The sequence below is a fragment of the Gillisia lutea genome, from assembly GCF_021568705.1.
In the GTDB taxonomy this organism is placed as follows: domain Bacteria; phylum Bacteroidota; class Bacteroidia; order Flavobacteriales; family Flavobacteriaceae; genus Gillisia; species Gillisia lutea.
The window spans coordinates 158,398-173,970 of record NZ_JAKGTH010000006.1; the positions used below are offsets into that span (position 1 = coordinate 158,398).

At 36.6% G+C, this 15,573-nt stretch carries 16 protein-coding genes; 11 read left to right on the forward strand and 5 right to left on the reverse strand.

Features of this window, described 5'->3' with window-relative positions; genetic code table 11:
- Positions 1-33 precede the first annotated feature (33 nt).
- Positions 34-1,374 carry a c-type cytochrome gene (locus L1I30_RS00785; protein WP_236132343.1) on the reverse strand — a complete coding sequence of 447 codons (1,341 nt, stop codon included), beginning with the start codon at positions 1,372-1,374 and terminating at the stop codon, positions 34-36.
- Positions 1,375-1,606: 232 nt separating this feature from the next.
- Here L1I30_RS00785 and L1I30_RS00790 point away from each other — a divergent pair, with 232 nt between their 5' ends.
- Positions 1,607-1,999 (forward strand): SPOR domain-containing protein, encoded by a 393-nt coding sequence (locus tag L1I30_RS00790; RefSeq protein ID WP_236132344.1) that lies wholly within the window; start codon positions 1,607-1,609, stop codon positions 1,997-1,999.
- Positions 2,000-2,072: 73 nt separating this feature from the next.
- Here L1I30_RS00790 and infB read toward each other — a convergent pair whose 3' ends face one another.
- From infB to rimP, 3 genes are all read right to left on the reverse strand, one after another.
- A complete protein-coding gene (gene infB, locus L1I30_RS00795; RefSeq protein ID WP_236132345.1) occupies positions 2,073-4,961 on the reverse strand; it encodes a translation initiation factor IF-2 in 2,889 nt (962 codons plus the stop codon).
- A gap of 63 nt (positions 4,962-5,024) precedes the next feature.
- Positions 5,025-6,254, reverse strand: coding sequence for a transcription termination factor NusA (gene nusA, locus L1I30_RS00800; RefSeq protein ID WP_236132346.1), 1,230 nt, complete (start codon positions 6,252-6,254; stop codon positions 5,025-5,027).
- Between the two features lie 12 nt (positions 6,255-6,266).
- Positions 6,267-6,728, reverse strand: coding sequence for a ribosome assembly cofactor RimP (rimP, locus tag L1I30_RS00805; RefSeq protein WP_236132347.1), 462 nt, complete (start codon positions 6,726-6,728; stop codon positions 6,267-6,269).
- A 154-nt stretch (positions 6,729-6,882) separates the two neighbouring features.
- Between rimP and L1I30_RS00810 the strand changes: the two genes are divergently transcribed.
- Positions 6,883-7,713: a universal stress protein gene (locus L1I30_RS00810; protein WP_236132348.1), complete on the forward strand. Its 831-nt coding sequence runs from the start codon at positions 6,883-6,885 to the stop codon at positions 7,711-7,713.
- Here the strand turns inward: L1I30_RS00810 and L1I30_RS00815 are convergent.
- On the reverse strand, positions 7,710-9,221 hold the full coding sequence (locus L1I30_RS00815; RefSeq protein WP_236132349.1) for a hypothetical protein: 1,512 nt from the start codon (positions 9,219-9,221) through the stop codon (positions 7,710-7,712). The genes L1I30_RS00810 and L1I30_RS00815 overlap by 4 nt on opposite strands.
- Positions 9,222-9,404: 183 nt before the next feature.
- Between L1I30_RS00815 and L1I30_RS00820 the strand changes: the two genes are divergently transcribed.
- From L1I30_RS00820 to L1I30_RS00860, 9 genes are all read left to right on the forward strand, one after another.
- On the forward strand, positions 9,405-9,629 hold the full coding sequence (locus L1I30_RS00820) for a hypothetical protein (RefSeq protein ID WP_236132350.1): 225 nt from the start codon (positions 9,405-9,407) through the stop codon (positions 9,627-9,629).
- 101 nt (positions 9,630-9,730) lie between these two features.
- A complete protein-coding gene (locus L1I30_RS00825; RefSeq protein WP_236132351.1) occupies positions 9,731-10,360 on the forward strand; it encodes a metallophosphatase domain-containing protein in 630 nt (209 codons plus the stop codon).
- 133 nt (positions 10,361-10,493) lie between these two features.
- Positions 10,494-10,823, forward strand: coding sequence for a hypothetical protein (locus L1I30_RS00830; protein ID WP_236132352.1), 330 nt, complete (start codon positions 10,494-10,496; stop codon positions 10,821-10,823).
- 139 nt (positions 10,824-10,962) lie between these two features.
- Entirely contained in the window at positions 10,963-11,550 is a 588-nt protein-coding gene (locus L1I30_RS00835) for a YceI family protein (RefSeq protein WP_236132353.1), read from the forward strand.
- A gap of 23 nt (positions 11,551-11,573) precedes the next feature.
- The gene (locus L1I30_RS00840) at positions 11,574-12,839 is read left to right on the forward strand and encodes a hypothetical protein (protein ID WP_236132354.1); all 1,266 of its coding nucleotides are present in this window, start codon (positions 11,574-11,576) and stop codon (positions 12,837-12,839) included.
- Between the two features lie 59 nt (positions 12,840-12,898).
- The gene (locus L1I30_RS00845; protein ID WP_236132355.1) at positions 12,899-13,474 is read left to right on the forward strand and encodes a YceI family protein; all 576 of its coding nucleotides are present in this window, start codon (positions 12,899-12,901) and stop codon (positions 13,472-13,474) included.
- Between the two features lie 6 nt (positions 13,475-13,480).
- Positions 13,481-14,761, forward strand: coding sequence for an acetyl-CoA hydrolase/transferase family protein (locus L1I30_RS00850; protein ID WP_236132356.1), 1,281 nt, complete (start codon positions 13,481-13,483; stop codon positions 14,759-14,761).
- A gap of 101 nt (positions 14,762-14,862) precedes the next feature.
- Positions 14,863-15,162, forward strand: coding sequence for a thioredoxin (gene trxA, locus L1I30_RS00855; RefSeq protein ID WP_236132357.1), 300 nt, complete (start codon positions 14,863-14,865; stop codon positions 15,160-15,162).
- Positions 15,163-15,262: 100 nt separating this feature from the next.
- Entirely contained in the window at positions 15,263-15,544 is a 282-nt protein-coding gene (locus tag L1I30_RS00860) for a hypothetical protein (protein WP_236132358.1), read from the forward strand.
- Positions 15,545-15,573 lie beyond the last annotated feature (29 nt).

The following is a 15,573-nucleotide window of genomic DNA, read 5'->3' on the forward strand; positions in this document are numbered from 1 at the left end:
TAATAACCCACCTAAGCAGGCTCAACTTTTTTATTAGTAGTGACATTTACCACATTCCAAACCACCTAGTTGAGCAGCTGTAAGCTCTTCAACTCCGTATTTTTTAGAAAGTTCGTCGTGAATTTTTTCGTAGTACTCATTCCCCTCGATCTTCACATTGGTCTCACGGTGACAATTAATACACCATCCCATTGTTAAAGGAGCATTTTGATACACCACTTCCATCTCTTGAATCGGACCATGACATTTCTGACACTCCACACCAGCAACAGTTACGTGTTGAGAGTGATTGAAATATGCAAAATCAGGCAAATTATGTATCCTAACCCATTTCACTGGCTTAGTCTCGCCAGTATATGATTGTGAAGCAGGATCCCATCCGGTAGCATCATATAATTTCTGAATTTCCTTATCGTAAAACTCTTTTGAATGATCTTCTGTTGCAGTAGATTCAGCAACCTCACCAATAGATTTATGACAGTTCATACAAACATTTAAAGAAGGAATTCCTGAAGTTTTTGAAGTTCTTGCAGAAGAGTGACAATACTTACACTCTATTTGATTATCCCCAGCATGAATTCTGTGTGAATAATGAATTGGCTGAATTGGCTGATAGCCTTGATCCACCCCTACCTGCATAAAGAACCCATATATAAAGTATCCACTAGCCAAAAGAACAATCACCGCAGTCACCAATACTAAAAATTGATTCTGAACAAAAGATTTCCAAATTGGAGTTCCTTTTTCCTTTACCGGCAATTCCACCCCACTAGCAACAGCAAACTTCCTTAAAGTTTTATTAACCAAGAATAAAATCACAAGAAGCATCACCAATACAAAAGCAAGGATCGCTAAAATAAGATTATTAGACACTCCCCCGCCTGCTGATTCATCTCCTTGAGCCGTAGCTCCAGTCGCCGCTGCCGGCGCTTCTGGTTTTGGCTGCTCAACGTAAGCAAGAATATCACTAATATCAGCATCCGACAATTGCGGGAATGCAGGCATCGCTGTTTTATTATACTCCTCATAAATCGCAACCGCTTTAGGATCACCCGATGCGATTTTAGCCGCAGAATTATGAATCCACGAAGTCAACCACTCTCTATCATGTTTATCGGTCACCCCATGAAGAGCCGGCCCAATAGATTTAGAGTATGGCTTATGACAGGCAGCACATAAGGAGTTGAACAACGATTTTCCATTTGCAGGATCACCCAGGTCCGATCCAGATGCTGCAGCAGCATCCTGCGATTGTACCTCCCCTGCCGGAACAGGTTCATCTTGCGCGAATGTTAATGTTGTAAATGAAAGCAGGAACACTGCACTTAAAAGCAGTAGTCTTGAAGTTGAATGGCGGAATTTCACCTTTTTCATATTATAAGTTGAATTAACGTCTTGTGTTTGGCACGATATTTTATGAGTACATTAAAATAATCTACACACTAAAAAGCATATCGAACCCCTAAAATTCAGCGACAAAAGTAACACTTAAAGTCGATTTTAGAAATGTTGCAGAAGTGTTAACACATAATTTATAATTGTTCTAAATAATAAATTTCGCTGGTTTTAGTTATTTAATTTTACTTTTACACCAAACCTTTTTGAAATGAGAATATTAAAAATAAAAGATTGCATTTTACTCGGTATTTTATCGGTTGCAATTCACCAGACAAGTTCTGCCCAAAACGGAAATATAAACATTCAGCAAGACGAATCTATCCCAGAATTGATGAATTTGAAGTCGGAAATGACAAAAGACGGTAAATTGGGAGAGCGATATAGAATACAATTATACTACGGAGATAACAATACCGCCAGTAATGTAATCAAAGATTTTAGATCTAAATACACGGAATGGCCCTCTGCGATTATCTATGAGACTCCAAACTACAAAGTATGGATAGGAAATTTCAGAAACCGATTAGAAGCCGACAGAGCCTTATTAAAATTGAAAGGTGATTTCCCAGCAGCCTTTATCCCTAAACCACAAAGAGGTTAAGATCTTATTATTATAAAAAAGAAGAGGCTGCATTAATAATGCAGCCTCTTCTTTTTTATAAATGTATGCGAAATTATTTTTTCATCTTCTTTTTCACAGCAACTTCCTGGTATCCTTCTATAACATCACCTTCTTTTATGTCGTTATAGTTCTTCACCTGCATACCACAATCATATCCTTTAGAAACTTCCTTAACATCATCTTTAAATCTCTTAAGCGACGCTAATTCACCGGTATAAATAACTACACCATCTCTAATTAATCGAATACCATTGTTTCTAAATATCTTACCGGATGTAACCATACATCCTGCAATAGTACCAATTTTAGATATCTTGAAGGTTTCTCTAATCTCAGCTGTACCTGTGATCTCTTCTTTCATTTCAGGAGATAACATTCCTTCCATTGCATCTCTAAGATCGTTGATAGCATCATAGATAATAGAATACATTCTGATATCTATCTCTTCCTTATCTGCTATAGTTCTAGCATTTCCGGCCGGCCTTACATTAAATCCAATAATAACGGCATCAGAAGCAGAAGCTAACAATACGTCACTTTCGGTAATTGGACCAACACCCTTATGTATAATATTTACTTGAATTTCTTCAGTAGAAAGTTTCTGGAAGCTATCTGTAAGCGCTTCAACAGATCCATCAACATCACCTTTAAGGATAATATTGATTTCTTTAAAGTCACCAAGAGCAATACGTCTACCAATTTCATCAAGTGTGATATGACGTTGCGTTCTAACCGATTGCTCTCTTTGCAATTGGGTACGTTTCGCAGCTATATCTTTAGCTTCACGCTCATCAAGCATCACCTTGAACTTATCCCCGGCTTGTGGCGCACCATCGAGACCAAGAATAGAAACAGGAGTAGACGGGCCAGCAACTTTTACATCATGCCCTCTTTCGTCCTGCATAGCCTTCACTTTACCACTATGTCTTCCTGCAAGAACATAATCCCCAATTTTTAGAGATCCTTCCTGAACAAGGATAGTAGAAACATATCCACGACCTTTATCCAAGAATGCTTCAACAACAGTACCTTTTGCAGGCTTATTTGGATTAGCTTGCAATTCTAAAATTTCAGCCTCCAATAATACTTTCTCCAACAATTCTTTTACACCCAAACCTGTTTTAGCTGAAATATCGTGAGACTGAATTTTACCTCCCCAATCTTCAACAAGCAAGTTCATAGCTGCAAGTTTTTCTTTTATCTTTTCAGGATTTGCGGTTGGCAGATCCGATTTGTTAATCGCAAATACAATTGGCACTCCCGCAGCCTGTGCGTGAGAGATCGCTTCCTTAGTTTGCGGCATCACATCATCATCGGCAGCAATTACAATAATTGCAATATCAGTAACCTGAGCACCCCTTGCACGCATCGCTGTAAAGGCTTCGTGACCAGGAGTATCTAAGAATGCTATTTTTTGACCGTTTTCAAGTTCTACACCATAAGCCCCGATGTGCTGGGTAATACCACCGCTTTCTCCTGCGATAACATTTTCTTTACGAACATAATCCAATAAAGACGTCTTCCCGTGATCTACGTGACCCATTACGGTTACAATAGGAGCTCTTGACACTAAATCTTCCGGACGATCTTCCTCTTCTTCTGTAGCCTCTTCAATGTCTGCAGATACAAATTCTACTTCGTAATCGAATTCACTTGCAACAATTGATAATGTTTCAGCATCAAGACGCTGATTCATTGTTACCATCATTCCAAGAGACATACATGCAGAGATAATTTTTGTTACCGGCACATCCATCATAGTAGCAATTTCACTAACAGTTACAAATTCAGTAACCTTTAAGATCTTACTGTCTGATTCTTGTTTTGCGATATCATCATCCGTTCTCTGACGGTGTTGATCTCTTTTATCTCTTCTATATTTAGCCCCTTTTCCTTTTCCGGATTTACCCTGAAGCTTTTCTAAGGTTTCTCTTACTTGTTTTTGTACTTCTTCTTCGCTTGGCTCTTCTTTAACGATTGGAGTACGAGAAGGTTTTTTACCACCACGAGCACCTTTAAAGTTGCCACCAGTTGCAGCTCCTGTAGAAGGAGCTCCTTTTACGTCTTTGCTAATTCGGCGACGACGTTTTTTGCGTTTATCTGCATCACTACCTGCTGCAGGTTTTTTCTCATCCTTCTTTTTAACTGGTTTTTTAAACTGAGAAAGATCAATTTTCTCACCAGTAAAACTAGGACCGCTAAGCTTAGCGTACTTTGTTTTTATAGTATCAGACTCTTCTGATTTCCCAGCTGAAGCTTCTTCAGTTTTTTCAGAATCAGCAGGAACTGCTTCCTTCTTAGCTTCAACCTCTTTCTCTGCCTGAGCAGCAGGTTTTTCAACTGCTTCTTTTTCAGCAGCTGCAGGTTTAGCATCAGCCACAGGCTTCACCTCTTCAGGCTTATCTTTAGCTACCGGTGCCTCTTCCTTCTTAGCTTCAACCTCTTTAGAAACCTCAGGCTGCTTTTGCTCAGCAACCTCTTCTTTCTTCGGTGAATCTACTGGTTTTTCAACCGTTTCTGGAGCCTTCTCAGTTTCCTGTTTTGGAGCTTCTTCTTTAATTTCAGGAGTTTTATCTGAAGGCTTTTTATCTAAATCGATCTTACCAACTTGTTTTGGACCCTCCAACTTAGCTTTAGCACTTATAACTTCCTGCTTCTTTTGCTCCGCTTTGCGCTTATCATCCAATTCTTTCTCACGAGCTAAACGCAACTCCTCCTTCTCTTTGCGTTTCTCCTCACCAACTTCTTTAGACGCTACCTTTTTATTCTTATCAGTTTGAAACTGATCGTATAAAACTTTGTAAACGTTCTCAGAAATTTTTGTGGTAGGACGCGCTTCTATTTCGTGACCTTTGGAACTTAAAAATTCCACAGCACGATCTAGCGAAATATTGAATTCACGTAGTACCTTGTTTAATCGCAATGTTTTTGCTTCAGCCATAAATTGCCCTCTAAATTAACCTCTTAAAATTATTATTATTTGCTTCTAAAATAAAAACAAATATTATTCAAATTCATCTTTTAACACCTGGATTACTTCACGAATAGTTTCTTCTTCCAAGTCTGTTCTTCTAACAAGATCGTCCAAATCCTGTTCCAATATGCTTTTCGCTGTATCCAGACCAATTTTTGCAAATTCTGCAATTACCCAATCTTCAATTTCATCAGCAAATTCTGTTAACTCTACATCTTCTTCTCCACCGTCTCTAAACACGTCAATTTCATAACCCGTAAGCTGTCCAGCAAGCCTGATATTGTGACCTCCACGACCAATAGCCTTAGAAACCTCTTCAGGTTTTAGCATCACCTCGGCTCTTTTATTCTCTTCATCCAACTTGATTGACACAATCTTAGCAGGACTCAAAGCTCTTGTTATAAATAACTGATCGTTGGTAGTATAGTTAATAACATCAATATTCTCATTGCCCAATTCACGAACAATACTGTGTATTCTTGACCCTTTCATACCCACACAAGCTCCAACAGGATCTATTCTATCATCATAAGAATCTACCGCTACTTTTGCTTTTTCACCTGGGATACGAACTACTTTTTTAACAGTAATCAACCCGTCAAACACCTCTGGAATTTCTTGTTCAAATAATTTCTCAAGGAAAACCGGCGCCGTTCTAGACATGATAATTTGAGGCTTGCTTCCTTTAAGCTCCACACTCTCTATCACTCCTCTTACATTCTCCCCTTTACGGAAGAAATCAGAAGGAATTTGTCTATCCTTAGGAAGGATAATTTCGTTTCCTTCATCATCAAGCAAAATAATAGCTCTGTGACGAATATGATGTACTTCAGCAGCATATATTTCGCCTTCCAGATCTTTGAAATGCTTGTAAATATTAGTATTATCATGCTCATGGATTTTAGAGATCAAATTTTGACGCAATGCCAAAATAGACCTTCTTCCTAGATCCATAAGTTTTACTTCTTCTGAAACATCTTCTCCAACCTCAAAATCAGGCTCAATTTTTCTTGCCTGCGTAAGAGATATTTCCTGATTTGGATCTTCTACCTCTCCATCAGCAACCACTACTCTATTTCTCCAGATCTCTAAATCTCCTTTATCTGGGTTAACAATAATATCAAAATTATCATCTTCCCCATACTTCTTTTTCAAAGCACTTCTAAACACATCCTCCAAGATCGCCATTAAGGTTACTCGATCTATCAATTTATCGTCTTTAAATTCTGAAAAAGACTCAATCAAGGCGATATTCTCCATATCAATTCGTTATTAAAATGTTATCACAACTTTTGCTTGCACAATGTCCTGAAAAGCTACTCTAGCCTCTTTATTCACGGTTATTTTCCCTTTACCCACCGGTTTTGGTTCCCGTGCTTCCCAAGCTAAAAGAATTCCCTCTTCATCAACCTCCTTCAAATTCCCTTCAAATTTATTAGAATTAGTTTGAACCTCAAGGGTTCTTCCAATATTTTTCTTGTATTGTCTGGCTAATTTTAACGGTTCCGTGGCTCCTGCTGATGTAACCTCTAAGGAAAAATCCAGTTCATCCTCATCTAAACTACCCTCAACTTTACGGCTCACCATAACACAATCGTTTACCGACACCCCGTTATCACCATCTATCACTATAAGAATGTGATTTTGATCGCTAATATTTAAGGTGATTAAAAATAAGGAATTATTCTCTTGGAAGGCCTCCTCCAGCAAATTTTCTACTCGGTCTTGCAACATAATGGTTATAAAAAGAGGGGACTTTTCGTCCCCTCGCTGTATTTTTTTCGTTTCAACGCTGCAAAGATAATAAAATTTTCGCAGAATAGAAACCTGCAGTCAAATGAAATATTATTTGTAATTTTAATAAAACAATCATTTTTAAGGTCTTATCATGAAACGAATTCTACTTCCAACCGATTTTTCTGAGCAAGCAGAAAATGCCTTAAAGGTGGCTGCTCAATTAGCGAAACGCTATGACAGTGAAATCTTCTTACTTCATATGCTAGAACTACCCTTACAGCTTATCGACCCTGTTAGTGGAAGTGGTACTCACAATCTTCCGGAAGCACTTTTCTTTATGAAATTGGCAAAAAAGCATTTTTCAGAAGTATTGGCGCAGCCTTATCTTAAAGATATAAAAGTCCACGAAATTGTAGAATTCCATCAAGCTTTCAACGGTATAATGGAAATAAGCCAAAAGCACAATTGCGACATCATAATAATGGGGTCTCATGGTTCCAGCGGTTTTAAAGAAATGTTCATCGGGTCTAATACAGAAAAGGTTGTTCGGCATTCCAATATTCCAGTGTTGGTAATTAAAAATGAGCACTCCGTTTTTAATATTGACACCTTTATTTTCGCTACCGATTGTAATTTAGAGAACAAACACACGTTGAGTCAGGCAATTAGATTTGCCAATAAGATAGACGCTAAGCTTCATATAGTTTATATAAACACCCCTAATAATTTCCTAACTAGTGTTGACGCACAAAAATTTTTAGAAGATTTTGCAGAGGGAGAGGACTCAAGGAATATTTCTTTACACGTGTATAACGACAATAGCGTGGAAAAAGGAATTCTAAACTTTGCCAGTGAAATGGATGCCGACCTTATAGGAATTAGTACTCATGGCCGAAAAGGCCTGGCGCATTTTTTTAATGGAAGCATAAGTGAAGACTTGGTAAATCACGCCAAAAGGCCAGTAGTGACATTCAAGATCTAAAGAAAAGTCTTCAAAGCCCCATTTTTAACAAATGACCATAAATAATTCCAGAAGGATTTGGTTCTATCACGCTGCACACCTATATCTTCATGTGTTAGCTTTTTGTTATTCGCATCGTTTTTGATAATAAGGTTTGCAAGACCGGTTAACAGTTTATTCTTTCCTGTTCCATCTTTCTTAAGCACTTCTACCTTAAAGTCTTTATACTGTAGTTTCATATCCCCTTTTCCCGAATATTTATTTCCATAAAAATTATAGAACAGTGATTCTATTTCCCCTGAAGCTTTCACATTCATTCCCGGAGTTAAAAAAGAATTCATAGACTTCGCCGAAATTCCCGCTAAACTCCCGGAAACCTTAAAATCATCCTCGAGATTTCTTATATCGAATTGCCAGTCTAAAGTTAATCGTGAAGTTTTCATAAAATAAGCCTCGGCATGAATTTTAGTAATTGGAAAATTCGATTTCCGCATATCAACATTGGCTATATTGGATATCTTAACATTCAAATCGCTAAAACTCACCACCCCGGGAGGCCTGGATTCATGAATTTTCTCTTCATAAATAATTTTAGAACTAATAATCTTCAGGGTATCAAACTTTAGTTTAGCTCTAACAGTTCGCAGCATTTCACTATAAAGAGGCTTGATTCGAAGATCATCTGGTAGAAGCTTATTTCTGTATATCTTGAAATCTGCTTTATTTATTTGGGTAAGAGAAGAATTTAATCGCAAGCTATCATCTTCAAACCCTATTGAAAAGTCTTTCACATCTAGCCTAGGAATCTCAAGATCGAACCTGTCTTTTTCAATAGTAATTTTTTTGCTGAATTCGGCTTTATCATATTTTGATTTGATCCTTAAGTTCTGAAGCTCCAAATGATCGTTCATTGAGATTTTATCTACCGTCAAATTATGTTCCGCATTTAGCGCATAAAACAGAGAATCAATTTCCAGATTTATATTTTCATATACTATTGGAAGATCATTATTTAAAGTTTCTGAATTTAAACGAACCCCGGTTAATTCTATTTTTTTTAGAACCGCCAATAAGGTTGCTGGAGATAACTTATTATCCTTAAACTCCAACTGCCCGTTATTTATATGAAAGGAATTCACAAAAACACCCTTTTTAAGATGCCATTTTTTACCTGTAGCCGCATTTGTTAAGGAGTCTTTCTTTAAAAAAACGAATTCCGGCCTTTGGAGGCTTATTTCGCTTATTTCAATTTTATCATGAAAAACATATTGATAGAAATTAAAGCCCTCAACTTTTAAAGCAGCAGCCTTAACAGAAATATTATCGCCCGAGTAGAATATGTTTTTTATTTCCGACTTATTCTTGAATACACTCACTGTAATATCCTGATACTCCACGTCAGAATTAGTGAATTCTTCCTTAATTGCAATTTGAATTTTTTGTTTTAAATAAATGTTCAGCAAATAAATGCCAAAAACCACTCCTACAATTGCAGCTATAGCGATAACTAACTTATAATTTTTCTTCAAATCGAAAGGATTTAGGGCACAATTTACAACTCTGCAGGTCAGCCAAAATAAGCTTTAGAAACATTTAACTTAATATCATTAACTGTTTGAAAATAGCCACGTTAAATTTAAGTCAAATTGTAAGTGACAACTATTTATTTCGACAATTACTGTATATATTTGGTGCAGTTAGTAAGAAATAAAATGATTTTAAAATTAGGTATTAAAATAGTGATTTTGGGCATAGAGCTATTTCTAGCTTTCTATAGCTTTATTTTAACCGATAGTTTATTGGTTAAGTTTCTATTTTTTGCTTTTTCCGCAATGATAATTGCCTTTGCTGTTACAAAAGTGACCAATAAGATATTACCATCAGACAAGGATTATATTTCCCCGGAAAACGAAAGAGAAGAAGTTTCAATAAAATAATTGATAGTTGAAAATGACGAAATAAGACTTACCTGAAACGATCAACTACAATTGAGAAATCCGATGAATTAAGTTCATCGGATTTTTTTTAAAACATACACATGAAAATAATTATTATCTCCGACACCCATAATAAACACCGGGAGCTTGATATTCCTGAAGGAGATATTTTAATTCACGCAGGCGATTGCACCCTCGCTGGATCCAAACAGGAAACCACGCAGTTTTTAAATTGGTTTTCTAAGCAACCACACCCTCACAAGATACTGATAGCCGGAAATCATGATTTCTATCTCGAGAAATATGAAAATAACCCCGAAGATATTATTCCGGGAAATATCCATTATTTAAGGGATAGCGGCGTCTCAATTAACAAGATCAATTTTTGGGGATCCCCGTATACACCAGGTAACGGAAACTGGGCGTTTAATAAAAGTAGAGGAAATATAATTTCAGCTCATTGGCAAAAAATCCCAGAAAATACACATTACCTTATAACTCACAGCCCTCCATTTGGCATTATGGACGAGTTGGATAACAAAAGGCATATTGGATGCCAGCAGCTTATAAAGCGCATAAAACAATTAGAAATACCCAACCATATTTTTGGGCATGTGCATAATGATTATGGTATAGTAAGAACAAAACAAACCTTATTCGCCAACGCCTCTTCTCTTGATGAGCGTTATCGCCCTCTAAACGCTCCTTTAGAGCTGAAAAACAGCCATTAAAAGCACAATTCAATCCCCAGTGAAACCGCGTTAATACTTTCCTAATATATTAATTATTAAGCTTTTATTAACATTAAGAGCGTTATATTTGCAGCCTACCAGAAAATAAAAACTTAATTAAATTGCAGGCATTATGAGAAATTTCAATCCGCATTTAGTAATAGATGAAGTAAAGAATTTGATTTCTTATAGTATATCAAATCCGGAAGTAGACAAACTTAAATTTGAACAATTGCACATTGCCATTGTAAAGAAGTATTTTAACGCAAAGAATATTCATATCAATTATATTGATCAAACAATAGACCTGAAACTTCCTGTTTCAAATGATCAATATAATAGCATAAATTTTGAATGTCTTAACCTAAGTCAATTTTTACAGTCCTGTTTAAAATCAGATGATGAAAGCATTCATTTTTATCAGAACTTACTTAACAGATATGATATTGTAACTGCTGCATAAAACATATTAAAAACATAAAAAGCACCCATCCCAGCAGGATGGGTGTTTTTTTTTGCTTTCATTTCACAAAACCTGACTACCGTCATACTATTTCTTCGCTTGCTGGTGCAATTTTGTTTGGAATTAAATAACCAACATTATGAAAACCACTAAATATCTGCTACTGTTATTTACTAGTTTACTAACGCTAGTTTCTGTTCAGCAAGCTCACGCACAATCCTTCAACTTAAGTAATTCCGATTCTAACATGGAAATAGAAGGAACCTCTAATTTGCACGACTGGGAGATCAAAGCAAATGATTTTCAAGGAAAATTAGCTGTAGAAATGGCCGAAGGTAAAATTATTAAGATCAATCAACTGGATTTTAAAGTTACTGCTGAAAGTCTAAAGAGTGGAAAGTCGGGAATGGACAAAAACACTTATAAAGCTTTAGACACCGACCATTATAAAAATATTGTTTTCACTTTAGAACGAGTGAATAAAATCGATTTTTCATCTACTGATAAGTGCAAAATTTCCTGCAGCGGTTTTTTAACCATTACAAACACCAAACAACCTGTAGACCTCATCTTAGACGCTACAATTAAAGGCGAAAAGATAGTACTATCGGGCAACAAATCATTAAAAATGTCAAATTTCAAAATAGATCCTCCTACTGCTCTATTTGGAACCATCACCACTGGTGATTTAATAAATGTAAAATTCAAAACTGTTTTCACTAAATAACCTAACCATTAAACTCTATTAAAATGAAAAACTTTATCAAATATTTCAGCATCGTGTTTTTTGCAATCTTAGGGCTGCAACTTCAAGCACAAAACAACAGAGACCTTGACAATTACAGACAACCGGACCAACGCGGTATAAATGTTTTTGAAGCCCCTAAAGACACCACTTCCACTTTTGACGGTGTAAAAGTTAGAGTAGGTGGTTCTTCAACCATTCAATTTCAGGCTTTAGATCATGAGAATTCCGGAGCTGTTCCACTAAAAGAGATTGGAAGTAACTTTAACCTTGCAACAGCCAACCTAGATTTGGATGTAGCGCTTTACTCTGGTGTAAGAATGCATCTTAGAACATATCTTTCTTCACGCCACCATCCAGAACCTTATGTAAAGGGAGGGTATCTTCAAATTGATAAACTTGATTTTATAAATGAAGGCTTTATGGAGGATGTTATGGATTATGTTACTGTTAAAATAGGACATATGGAAAATAACTACGGTGATGGACATTTTAGAAGAACCGATAATGCACAATCACTTCATAATCCCTTCGTAGGAAATTACATTATGGATGCATTTACTACAGAAGTTGGTGCAGAGGTTTATTTCCAAAAAAATGGTTTTTTAAGTATGGTGGGAATAACCAATGGAAAACTTAATCAGGCGGTAGACAATCCAAGTTCTTCAGGAGCATCATTATTAGCTAAATTAGGATATGACGATTATGTAACTGAGGATCTTAGACTTCGACTTACCGGTTCTATCTATCACACTAAAAATGTAAGAAGCTCTTACTTATACACCGCAGACCGTGCAGGTTCTAGATATTACTTAGTATTAGAAAACGAAGAAGCTTCTGCTTCCGGTAATTTTAGATCTGGTAGATGGAATCCTAATCTTAGAAATGAAATAACCGCCATCATGATCAACCCATTCCTTAAATATAAAGGTTTAGAGTTCTTCGGAATCTATGAAAGAGCTAAAGGTAGAGCCAACAGCGAAACAAGCGAAAGAACTTACAACCAATATTCTGGTGAGCTTATCTATAGATTTGGAAGAGATGAAAACCTTTATATAGGTGGTCGTTATAATATAGTTGAAGGTGAAGAAATGGGTGGAAATGACATTGACATTACACGTTTCCAATTAGGAGCAGGATGGTTTTTAACAAAAAACATCTTAGCAAAATTAGAATATGTAAACCAAGAATACAATGGATTTAACCCTGATGATATCTATCACGAAGGAAAATTCAATGGTTTGATGGTGGAAGCTGCCATTAGCTTTTAATCATAGTTTTGAGTTAGCCAAACTGGGGGATTCTTTCCCCCAGTTTTAAATTTAAGAACATGAAACGCTTTTTGATACTATTCGCCTTCTTCACCTATACCGTATTCTTGCAAGCTCAAAGTAGCTATCATCAGGAATCGGTAAAGATCTTACCAGTAAGCAAACTCACTATTTCCGGAGATACCAATATCAACACATTTCTATGCGATTTTAATACGGCGCTCTTAAAACAATCTCAAAATATCAATTATAAAAGTGATGAATCCCGTATCAGTTTCAAAAACGCCATTCTCACCCTCAACAATAAAGGGTTTGATTGTGGCAACAAAGGAATAAATAAGGATTTTCAGTTATTATTACAATCGGAAGAACATCCCGAGATCAGGTTGGAACTGAAAGAAATTAGGTTTACTGGGGAAAGCTTAGCTAATGCAGAAGTCATAATTTCTATTGCCGGGGAACAGAAGAACTACAAAGTACCTATAGAAATAGAAACCTCTCCTACTGCTCATTATCAAGGAGTGCTTCATTTAAACATCCGCGATTTTGAACTAAAGCCTCCAAAAAAACTATTTGGATTAATTGTCCTGAAAGAAGAAATAGAAATAAAATTCAACCTAAGGGTTCAAAAATAATACTCAATGAAAAATACACTTAACATAGTTACTGCCGAAGAAGCAGTTGCCATGGTTAAATCTGGAGAAAGAATATTCTTCCAGGGTGCTGCTATGACGCCAAATTTCATTATTGATGCCCTGTGTCAACGCTATAAGGAACTCAAGGACATTGAAATTATTCAAATACATACCGAGGGAAGCGCGCTCTACACCATGGATCCCTATAATAATGCTTTTAAAACCAATAGTTGCTTTGTAGGCGGCAATGTAAGAAAAGCTGTAAATTCAGATTTCGGTAATTATATTCCTATCTTTCTAAGTGAGATTCATTTATTGTTCAGAAGAAATATATTAAGCCTTGATACTGCCATTATACAGGTATCTCCACCCGACAAACATGGCTATTGCTCACTGGGAGTCTCTATAGATATTGCCCTACCAGCCATTCAAACCGCTAAAAAGGTGATTGCGCAAATCAATCCTCAAGTTCCGCGCACCCATGGAGACGGTATCATTCATATCAGTCAAATAAGTGCTGCAGTAGAAATGAATGCTCCCATCCATTCCTCTACTATTATGCCTCCCACTGAAAACGACCTGCTCATTGGAAAGCATGTTGCTAACCTTATTGATGATGGAGCAACCTTACAAATGGGCATTGGAGGTATCCCGAACGTGGTATTAGCAAATTTGACCAACCACAAAAGGTTAGGGATACATACCGAAATGTTTTCAGACGGAATCCTTCCTTTAGTAGAAAGCGGAGTAATTACCGGAGAAGAAAAAACAATAAAGACAGGGAAGATAGTTACCTGTTTTGCCGTTGGTTCTCCCGCCCTGTATGATTTTGTAGACGACAACCCGATAGTTCATTTTAAAGAAGCTGCATACACAAACGACACTTCAATTATTCGTCAGAATCCCAAGGTTACTGCTATAAACAGCGCCATAGAAATCGACTTAACGGGACAAATTTGCGCAGACACCATTGGAAAGTATCAGTATTCAGGAGTAGGCGGACAAATGGACTTTATACGTGGAGCCTCCCTCTCTGAAGGCGGAAAGGCAATTATTGCAATGCCATCGGTTACCAATAAAGGAGTATCAAAAATAGTCCCTTATTTAAAACAAGGCGCAGGGGTAACCACTACCAGGGCACATGTGCATTATATCGCTACCGAATATGGGGTTGTAGATTTATTTGGAAAGAATTTGAAACAGCGGGCAGAAGCCTTAATTTCCATAGCGCATCCTATGCACAGGGAACAGCTTGAAAAAGATACTTTTGAAAGAATTCACAGCTAAATTTTGTAATTTTATTACAGGTTTACGCACTACATAGTACATCAATTACTTTTTCAGGGAATTTAACTCTAAAAAAGAGAAACGTAATAAAATATTGAGTCATGAAAAGTAACTTTAGCGAAATTATAAAAGATAACAAACCGGTATTAGTCGATTTTTATGCAGATTGGTGCGGTCCATGCAAGATGCTCTCTCCAATTTTAAAACAGGCCAAGGAAAGCTTAGGAGATGCTGTGAATATTGTGAAAATTGACGTAGATAAAAATCAGGAGCTTGCGGGAAAATACCAGGTAAGAGGGGTGCCTACCTTAATGCTGTTTAAAAATGGACAACAATTATGGAGACAATCTGGGGTTCTTCAAAAAGATGAAATCGTGAAACTTGTTAAGTCGCATTCATAACCCAACAGGAATTTTACAAACCTGGAGGATAACTGATTCCTGTCATATTTAATATAAGGCCATGAGGGTAATTTTACTTTAAATTAAAAGTAAATCCCACATGAAACTATATCAAAATTTATTTAGAGACTTCAACGAAATGTTTATTGGTCATGCTGCATTAGCTATTGTACCTTCCAGTTGTTTGGGCTCTATTGCCGCAATGCTAATCCTTATGCAAGGACATACTTTTGGAAACATGTTTGAACTCTTTATTGTAGTAACTGCATGTATGATATTTAATGCCGCTGTACTGGCTCAGTTAAAACCTAAATTCGTATTTAACAGCCTTCTTTTAAGCATCGTGGTAAGTATTGTTTTTATTCTTATCAACTTATTATAGAACTTCTCTAAAGTACGACAGAAATAGTA